Below are 8,345 nucleotides of genomic sequence, written 5' to 3' on the forward strand. Positions count from 1 at the left end.
TTGGCTTCCGGCGTGGCGCGCGCAACCGTCACCCAGGACGCCTTGGCATGGCAATCGGTTTTGTCTCGGACGGCTAATGCGGCAGGACACGCAACTTGCGCGGCGAACGAAACTGCCTCACCACGCATCCCGCAATCACGCGAGGGGTGTGCGGCCCATCTCTCGGGCAAGCGTCAGGAAGCCATCGATATAGGAGATGGTCTCCTCGCCGCGCCTGACGCCCAGATTGATGCTCTTCCGGATGCCGGCTTCTCCGAGGCTGAGCGCCCGTATCGGCATTCCTGCCCCATCCTCGTGCAGCAACCAGTCCGGAAGGACGGTGACCCCCCTGCCCGCGCAGACGAGTTGCAACATCAGGTCTACGGTTTCGGCCGTGCGGTGCTGACGGGGCCGATAATGGGCGGGAACGAGAAACTTGGTGTAAATGTCCAATCGCTCTAGGGTGACGGGAACAGTGATTAGCTCTTCGTCCATCAGATCGTGCGGTTGCACGCATGTCCTGCCGGCAAGAGGATGGGACTCGTGCACCATAAGGACCAGCTCGTAATCGAACACGGGCGTGAACAGCAGCTCCGGCGCCTCTACCGGGTCCGGCGTTATCAAGAGGTCGATTTCATAACCGAGCAGCGCCTCGACCCCGTCGAAGCGAAAGGCGGTGCGCACGTCGAAATCCACGTCGAGCCACTGAGCCAGATAGGGTGTCGCCATTCTCGAGAGCCAGCGCTGGCAGGGATGGCATTCCATGCCAACTCGGAGCATTCCTCTTCGCCCCAATGAGAAGTCTATGAGGACCCGTTCCGCGTGCTCCAGTTGCGGCAGAACCCGCTCGGCCACGGTGAGCAGGTATTCGCCCGTTTGCGTTAGGCGCAAACCCCGACCGGTTTTCATCCAGATCTTGATGCCATGCCGATCCTCGAACTTCGCGATCGTGTGGCTGAGCGCCGACTGTGTGACGTTCATCTTCTCGGCCGCCGCGGTGACGCTGCCGTGACGGTTGACTTCCCTCAGGATCGCAAGATGCTGCCGATCTATCATTATGACCTCCGCTCATCACCACATGAATTCATACCATTTCCATTCATAATGAACTGCGATTAACCTTTTCGTCAACCATGATCCTGCCGAGGCAGCCGCGACGGACGAAAGGAAATGTATTGACGAAGCTTGCAACTGCGCCGCATCCGCGTGGGGATCACGCCATGCCGTCATCTATTTTTGACGAGGTCATCGATCGCAAGAACAGCAACTCGATGAAATGGGCTTTCGCCGAGCGCCTGCTGTCCGCAGACGAAGCGGCCGCCGATCCTCTTCCCATGTGGGTTGCCGATACCGATTTCAAAGCCCCGCGACCGGTCATCGATGCGCTTGCCGAGGCTGTCCAGCACGGCGTCTTCGGCTATCCCGGCGGCATGACCAAAAATTACCTTGAGGCCGTGACCGGATGGCAGGCAAAGCGCTTCGGTTTTGACGTGGCGCCGGAATGGGTTGTTGCCTCGGCCGGCATCATTACCATCCTGAAGGTCGCCGCACAGGCGTTTTCCGCGCCTGGCGACTCCATTCTCATCCAGCCGCCCGTCTATGCCCATTTCCACAACGACATGCTGATGAATGGCCGTCATCTGGCCTTCGCCCCGCTCGTTCGCACCGAGGACGGCTACCGGTTCGATGCCGCCATTTTCGAGGCGGCCATACGGCCCAACACGAAGATCTTCATCCTCAGCAATCCGCACAATCCGACCGGAAATGTCTGGTCGGAAGAAGAACTGCGGACCATGGGAGAGATCTGCGCCCGGCACGACATTCTGGTGATTTCCGACGAAATTCACCAGGACCTGATCCTCAACCCGGCGAAGAAACACATCGCCTTCGCATCGCTGGGCGAAAAATTCGCGCAAATGAGCATCACGTGCACCGCGCCGAGCAAGACCTTCAATCTGCCGGGTCTGCAATGCGCAAATATCTTCGTGCCGAATCCGCGGCTGCGTGGTGAACTGCTGCGCCAATACGACCGCAACATGTTCCCGCTGGTCAACGTACTGGGCATGGTCGCTTGCGAAGCGGCCTATGCCCATGGCGAACCCTGGCTGGAGGAGATGCTCGCCTATGTGCGCGGCAATCACCTCTATTTCGCGGATCGGATCAATAATGCGACCGACAAGGTCCGCGTGCTTCCGGCAGACTCGCTCTATCTCGCCTGGATGGATTGCCGTGGGCTCGGCATGGATGCCGCAACACTCGAAAAATTCATGCTGACCAAGGCGCGCGTCTGGCTCGACAAGGGCCAGAAGTTTGGGATTGAGGGCCGCGGCTATATGCGCGTCAATCTCGGCTGTCCTCGCTCGACTGTCGATGATGCGATCACCCGCATCAACGCCGCCATCTCTAAACTGTGAGGCGCGCCGATGTCTCAAACGATTGAAAAACGCATGGCCGAACTCGGGCTAGAACTGCCTGAAGCGGCGAAGTCGGTAGCGAACTATCTCCCCATCGTCGCAAGCGGCAATCTCATTCTCACGTCGGGTCAGCTGCCACTGTCGAACGGCAAGTTGATTGCCACAGGTCTCGTCGGCCGCGAGCTTGACGTCACGGCCGCAGCGCTGGCTGCCAGACAATGCGCCTTGAACATCCTCGCCCAGGCGCAGGCACATCTCGGCAGCCTCGATCGGATTGCACGGATCATCAAGATCACGGTCTTCGTGGCTTCGGCTGAGGACTTCACCGAGCAACATCTCGTTGCAAACGGGGCGTCTGATGTCCTCCTCGCTGTCTGCGGCGACAAAGGCAAGCACGCGCGCTCCGCCGTCGGCGTCGCCGCTTTGCCGATGAATGCACCCGTCGAGATAGAGGCGATGCTCGAAATCGACCAATAACAATACGTGTCACCAGGCTCTGCGGAACGACGAACAATCGGGAACTCAACCGATCCCAAAGCGGAGAACCGGCAGGAAGCCGCTGCTTTCGGATCACAAACCGGGAGAATGTCAATGAAGAAGACTTTGTTGTTGGCCACAGTGGCCGCGGCGACGCTGACGGCGGGCATAGCGTCGGCCGGCACGATGGCCGACGTCCAGGCGCGTGGCAAGCTCAACTGCGGCGTGACCGGTGGTCAGGCTGGTTTCTCCGCGCCGGATGCGTCCGGCGTTTGGCAAGGCATGGACGTCGCCTATTGTCGGGCGATCGCCGCCGCGGTCCTGAAGGACCCCAATGCGGTGAACTTCGTGCCGACGACCGGCCAGACGCGCTTTACGGCGCTCGCATCGGGCGAAATCGACATCCTGTCGCGCACTACGACCTGGACGTTTTCGCGCGACGTCGACCTCAAGTTCACCTTTGCCGGCGTGAATTTCTATGACGGGCAAGCCTTCATGGTGCCAAAGGCGCTCGGCGCAAAGAGCGCCAAGGACCTGAACGGCGCGACGATCTGCATCCAGACAGGCACCACCACCGAGCTGAACCTTGCGGAATATTTTCGCAAGAACAGCATGACCTACGAGCCGGTACCGGTCGAGAACAATGCCGACATCGCCCAGAAGTACTTGGCTGGCGCCTGCGACGTTTATACCAGCGACGGATCGGACCTCGCCTCTACGCGCTCCAGCTTCAAGACTCCGCAGGACCACGTCATTCTTCCGGATGTCATCTCGAAAGAGCCATTGGGTCCGCTTGTGCGTCAGGGCGACGACCAATGGGCTGATGTGGCGCGATGGACGTTGCAGGCGCTGATTGCTGCCGAAGAGCTCGACGTCACCGCAGAGAATGTCGAGAAGCTTTCCGCCGGCACCGACAACCCCGAAATAAACCGCCTGTTGGGCAAGGAAGGCAATCTCGGCGAACAGCTCGGCCTCGATGCCGCCTGGGCCAAACGTGTGATTGCCGCCGAGGGCAATTACGGGGAAATCTTCGCCAAGAACATCGGCGAGAAAACGCCGATCGGATTGGCCCGCGGACAAAACGCCTTGTGGAACCAGGGCGGTCTTATGTACCCGCTGCCGTTCCGCTGAGAGCCTTCAAGGTGCGGGCTTGCCCCCGCGCCTTTCGCTTTCGCCTCGTCTGCCCGCACCGAAGGCCGCGCAGACCTTCAGGGAGATATCTCGCATGACAATGAAAACCGGTGCTCCGCGCCAGCCGTTTCACCTGGGCATGCTGTTTAACGACACCCGTTATCGAGCACGGACGATCCAGATCCTGGCGTTCATCCTGCTCCTGCTTGCGGCAGCGTGGCTGGTCGACAACACGATTCGCAATCTCGCCGCACTTGGAAAAGACTTCTCCTTCGGTTTTCTATGGAGCACGGCCGGTTACGACATTTCTCCGCATGCCATCGACTACTCCAGCACAAGCACACACGCCCGTGCCGCCGTCGTCGGCCTGCTCAACACGCTGATTGTCGCCGCAATGGCGTGCTTGACCGCATCAATTCTTGGCGTTTTGGCAGGGGTGCTGAGGCTTTCAGACAACTGGATCGTCGCCCGCTTGATGACGGTTTATGTCGAGAGCTTCCGCAACATTCCGGCTCTGCTCTGGATCATCGTCGTAGCTGCGGTGATGTCGCAGGCGATGCCGACACCGAACGCATTTCGCGGCGAGCATCCCACAGCAGCGATAATGCTCTGGGACAGCATCGCGGTTACGAACCGCGGCATCTACCTACCCACGCCCGCCTTCTCGCAAAGCCTGGGGCCGGCTCCTGATGTGCTTGGAGCATTTGATCTCAATTACGTAGCGATTCTGACTATTGTGGCGCTTTCACTCATCGGGCATCGGGGATTGGTAAAAGCACGCCGCGCAGGTCCAAGGCAAAACCGGTCAGCGCCCGGCCACGTGGTGGAAGAGCCTGGGCGTCTTTGCGTTGCCGATGATAATCCTCCTTTACGTACTCGGCTTCCACTTAGACTGTCCGGCCTTGAAGGGCTTGAACTTCACCGGCGGTCTGCAGTTGCGCAATGCCTTCATCGCGCTCTGGATAGGGCTGAGCCTCTATACCGGCGCCTTCATTGCGGAAATCGTTCGTTCCGGCATTCTTGCCATTTCGAAGGGCCAGTCTGAAGCGGCGCATGCGCTTGGGCTCTCCTCAGGACGCACGATGCGTCTGGTAATCTTGCCGCAGGCCCTGCGGGTCATCGTGCCGCCGCTGATCTCGCAATATCTCAACATCACGAAAAATACGTCGCTGGGCCTAGCCGTCGGCTACATGGATCTCCGTTCGACGCTCGGGGGCATCACGATCAACCAGACCGGGCGCGAGCTCGAAGGCATGCTGATGCTGATGCTGACTTATGTCGCGATCAGCCTCAGCATCTCGGCTGCCATGAACATCTACAACAATCGCGTCAGCCTGAAGGAGCGTTGAGATGAACATGCAAAACCTCTCCTTTGTGCGCCAGGACATGGTCGCCGCATCGCCAAGGCCTTCGGGGCGAGGGGGGACGCTCGAATGGACGAGAAAAAATCTTTTCAACAGCTGGCTCAGCACGCTTCTAACAGTCGGGTCCGTACTTACGGTCGCATGGCTCATCGTGGCCGTCGCACCATGGCTCGGCAATTCAGTCTGGCGGGCCAACTCACTTGTCGAGTGTCGGCAAGTCCTGGGCGATGCGCCGGGCGCGTGTTGGGGCGTGATCCGCGACCGCTGGCCGCAGCTTCTCTTCGGTTTCTACCCTGCGCATCTCTACTGGCGGCCGGTGCTGGCATTCGCGCTGCTCTTCGCCGCTTTGGCGCCAGTTCTGCTCCGCGCTTTGCCGCGACGGGCTCTCTGGTTCAGCATCGTCTACCCCGGCATAGCCTATTTCCTGATCTGGGGTGGCAGCCTCTGGTTTCCGATCTCGGTCTATTTCGGCTTCGCTGTCGGCGCTGGACTGTTCATGTTGGCAGCACGGGCCGGAAAAGGGCCGAGCGTCGGCATTGCTGTCATCGGCGCGAGCGTCTGGTGGGTTTATGCGGCCCAGCCGATCTCGTCCCTCGCAGACGGCATGGCTCCAATCGCTCTCGATAGCATCGCCTCGCGCGATGTCGGCGGCTTCCTGCTATCGATCATCATTGGCGTAACAGGGATAGCTATGTCGCTGCCGCTCGGGATCCTGCTTGCACTTGGCCGCCGTTCCAACCTGCCCTCATCCATATGCTGAGCGTCGTGTTCATTGAATTCATCCGCGGCGTGCCGCTGATCACGCTCCTTTTCACGGCTTCGCTGCTGCTCAACTACTTCCTGCCGCCCGGCACGAACTTTGACCTCATCCTGCGCGTTGTGATCATGGTGACGCTCTTTGCCAGCGCCTATATGGCCGAGGTCATTCGTGGCGGTCTGGCCGCTCTACCGAAAGGACAGTATGAGGCGGCGGAAGCGCTCGGCCTTGACTACTGGAAGTCCCAGCAGCTCGTCATCCTGCCGCAGGCCCTCAAGATCTCAATCCCCGGCATCGTCAATTCCTTCATCGGGCTGTTCAAGGACACGACGCTCGTCATGTTCATCGGATTGCTTGACCCGATCGCCCTTGCCGCCGCCATTCGTGCCAACACCAACTGGCAGGGCATATACTGGGAGCTCTTCATCTTCATCGGCGCCGTGTTTTTCGTCTTCTGCTTCAGCATGTCGCGCTACTCGCAATATTTGGAGCGTCGGCTGAAGACCGACCACCGGTAGGAGGATATCATAATGACCAACATCATGATGAAAACGGCGTCGTTACAGGACGACCGGCCAAGTCTTGCAGATATCGCCGTCGAGATTAGCGCCATGAACAAGTGGTATGGCGAGTTCCACGTCCTGCGCGACATCAATCTCACCGTGCAGCGGGGCGAGCGGATCGTCATTTGCGGACCGTCCGGCTCCGGAAAATCAACCATGATCCGCTGCATCAATCGGCTTGAGGAACATCAGGCCGGCAAGATCGTCGTCGACGGTATCGAACTGACCAACGACCTGAAGAAGATCGAGGAAGTCCGCCGCGAAGTCGGAATGGTGTTCCAGCATTTCAATCTCTTTCCGCATTTGACGATCCTTCAGAACTGCACCCTCGCACCGATCTGGGTCCGCAAGATGCCGCAAAAGGAAGCCAGGGAACTCGCCATGCACTTTCTTGAGAAAGTGAAAATACCGGATCAGGCGCATAAATATCCGGGTCAGCTCTCCGGCGGGCAGCAGCAGCGCGTGGCGATCGCGCGAGCTCTCTGCATGAAGCCGCGGCTGATGTTGTTCGATGAGCCGACCTCCGCGCTTGATCCAGAGATGATCAAGGAAGTGCTCGATACGATGATCGCGCTTGCCGAAGAAGGCATGACCATGCTCTGCGTCACCCATGAAATGGGTTTTGCCCAAGCGGTGGCCAACAGGGTGATCTTCATGGATCGGGGTCAAATCGTAGAACAGAACGAACCCAAGGCATTTTTCGGCGCGCCGCAATCGGAACGCACGCGCGCATTCCTCAGTCAGATCTTGGGTCACTAGGCAATAGCTACCGTTGAAGTTTGGGCACTGGCCGTATAGCATTTGATGACACAGCAGTGTCAGTGACGAACCGACTCGGGACTGCACGGACATCTGTTTGAGGCGGTCTAAATCCAAGCACTGACGCCCTGAACTTACCGGCAATCATCCGGAGACATTCATATCTTGGCCAAGTTTCTATTCTCGCGCCTCGCCGCGGGAATTCTCAGTGTTTGGATTGGCAACCTTCCAACCGCATCTAACGCGGGGGACATGATGCACCCGTAGGGCGTGCGGACCGCCGATTGGCTCCGCCTCAGCACCCGTCACCGTGATCGAATACTCGTCGCCGACCTGCCCCCATCGCGTCGAATACCGAACGCATGTCGCACTGCAGATCGAAGAGGAATTCGTCCGCACCGGTAAGGTCAGGATTGTCTTCCGACTAATTGTGCGCAACAATGTGGACATGGTCATCTTGATGCTTGCCGAACGGCAGCCCGCACCGAAGTCCCAGCAAATCCTGGATGCCTATTATGCAAGGCATGACGAGATCGTGCAATCGAGCAACATCGAACAGCACGGCGCTGAATCCGGGTTAACAGTCATGCTCGGATGATTTCGGCCATGTATTGTGGGTTTCTGCCTGCTTTGTTTCGTCTGAGTTTGATACTGCGCTTGTCGTTATGGCTTCGAACCATGTTGATGGCGAAGTGTCGGACGACGGCCATGTTGGCTGGTCCATGCCCGGTTCGAGATCGGGCGGCATCCTCGTTGAAGGTGACGTCGAGTACCCAATGGAGGGAGTTCTCGATGGCCCAATGGCCACGTATGGCCTCGGCGAACTGGAGCGCGGTCATCGACCGCGAGGAGATATAGAAGCGGACCTGGCTGCTTTGCCTGGACTTTTCATAGACTTGTG

General features: G+C 58.9%; 10 protein-coding genes and 1 pseudogene. 9 read left to right on the plus strand and 2 right to left on the minus strand.

Annotated features, from left to right (window positions below; genetic code table 11):
- Window positions 1–135: 135 nt before the first annotated feature.
- Window positions 136–1,035, minus strand: a complete 900-nt coding sequence (locus K290_RS0127770) for a LysR family transcriptional regulator (RefSeq protein WP_004112786.1) — start codon at window positions 1,033–1,035, stop codon at window positions 136–138.
- A 164-nt stretch (window positions 1,036–1,199) separates the two neighbouring features.
- On the opposite strand from K290_RS0127770, the gene K290_RS0127775 reads away from it, so the two are divergent.
- The 9 genes and pseudogenes from K290_RS0127775 (at window position 1,200) to K290_RS35150 (ending at window position 8,042) form a co-directional block, all read left to right on the plus strand.
- Window positions 1,200–2,393 (plus strand): MalY/PatB family protein, encoded by a 1,194-nt coding sequence (locus tag K290_RS0127775; protein WP_244441505.1) that lies wholly within the window; start codon window positions 1,200–1,202, stop codon window positions 2,391–2,393.
- A gap of 9 nt (window positions 2,394–2,402) precedes the next feature.
- The gene (locus K290_RS0127780; RefSeq protein ID WP_004112782.1) at window positions 2,403–2,870 is read left to right on the plus strand and encodes a RidA family protein; all 468 of its coding nucleotides are present in this window, start codon (window positions 2,403–2,405) and stop codon (window positions 2,868–2,870) included.
- Window positions 2,871–2,984: 114 nt separating this feature from the next.
- Window positions 2,985–4,001: an amino acid ABC transporter substrate-binding protein gene (locus K290_RS0127785; protein ID WP_004112780.1), complete on the plus strand. Its 1,017-nt coding sequence runs from the start codon at window positions 2,985–2,987 to the stop codon at window positions 3,999–4,001.
- Window positions 4,002–4,395: 394 nt separating this feature from the next.
- Window positions 4,396–4,476, plus strand: a pseudogene (locus K290_RS38515) (hypothetical protein); the annotation flags it as partial.
- Window positions 4,477–4,855: 379 nt separating this feature from the next.
- Window positions 4,856–5,350 carry an ABC transporter permease subunit gene (locus K290_RS38520; RefSeq protein WP_081598423.1) on the plus strand — a complete coding sequence of 165 codons (495 nt, stop codon included), beginning with the start codon at window positions 4,856–4,858 and terminating at the stop codon, window positions 5,348–5,350.
- 1 nt (window position 5,351) lies between these two features.
- Window positions 5,352–6,125 carry a hypothetical protein gene (locus K290_RS38525; RefSeq protein ID WP_004112775.1) on the plus strand — a complete coding sequence of 258 codons (774 nt, stop codon included), beginning with the start codon at window positions 5,352–5,354 and terminating at the stop codon, window positions 6,123–6,125.
- A gap of 5 nt (window positions 6,126–6,130) precedes the next feature.
- On the plus strand, window positions 6,131–6,640 hold the full coding sequence (locus K290_RS38530) for an amino acid ABC transporter permease (RefSeq protein ID WP_240535386.1): 510 nt from the start codon (window positions 6,131–6,133) through the stop codon (window positions 6,638–6,640).
- A 12-nt stretch (window positions 6,641–6,652) separates the two neighbouring features.
- A complete protein-coding gene (locus tag K290_RS0127800; RefSeq protein ID WP_004112771.1) occupies window positions 6,653–7,444 on the plus strand; it encodes an amino acid ABC transporter ATP-binding protein in 792 nt (263 codons plus the stop codon).
- 283 nt (window positions 7,445–7,727) lie between these two features.
- Window positions 7,728–8,042 (plus strand): thioredoxin domain-containing protein, encoded by a 315-nt coding sequence (locus K290_RS35150; RefSeq protein ID WP_081598422.1) that lies wholly within the window; start codon window positions 7,728–7,730, stop codon window positions 8,040–8,042.
- Here K290_RS35150 and K290_RS0127810 read toward each other — a convergent pair.
- The coding region (locus K290_RS0127810) for an ISAs1 family transposase (RefSeq protein WP_028754851.1) at window positions 8,029–8,345 on the minus strand (317 nt) is incomplete at its 5' end. The two genes, K290_RS35150 and K290_RS0127810, sit on opposite strands and share 14 nt — an antisense overlap.

The organism is Rhizobium leucaenae USDA 9039, assembly GCF_000426285.1.
Lineage (GTDB): Bacteria > Pseudomonadota > Alphaproteobacteria > Rhizobiales > Rhizobiaceae > Rhizobium > Rhizobium leucaenae.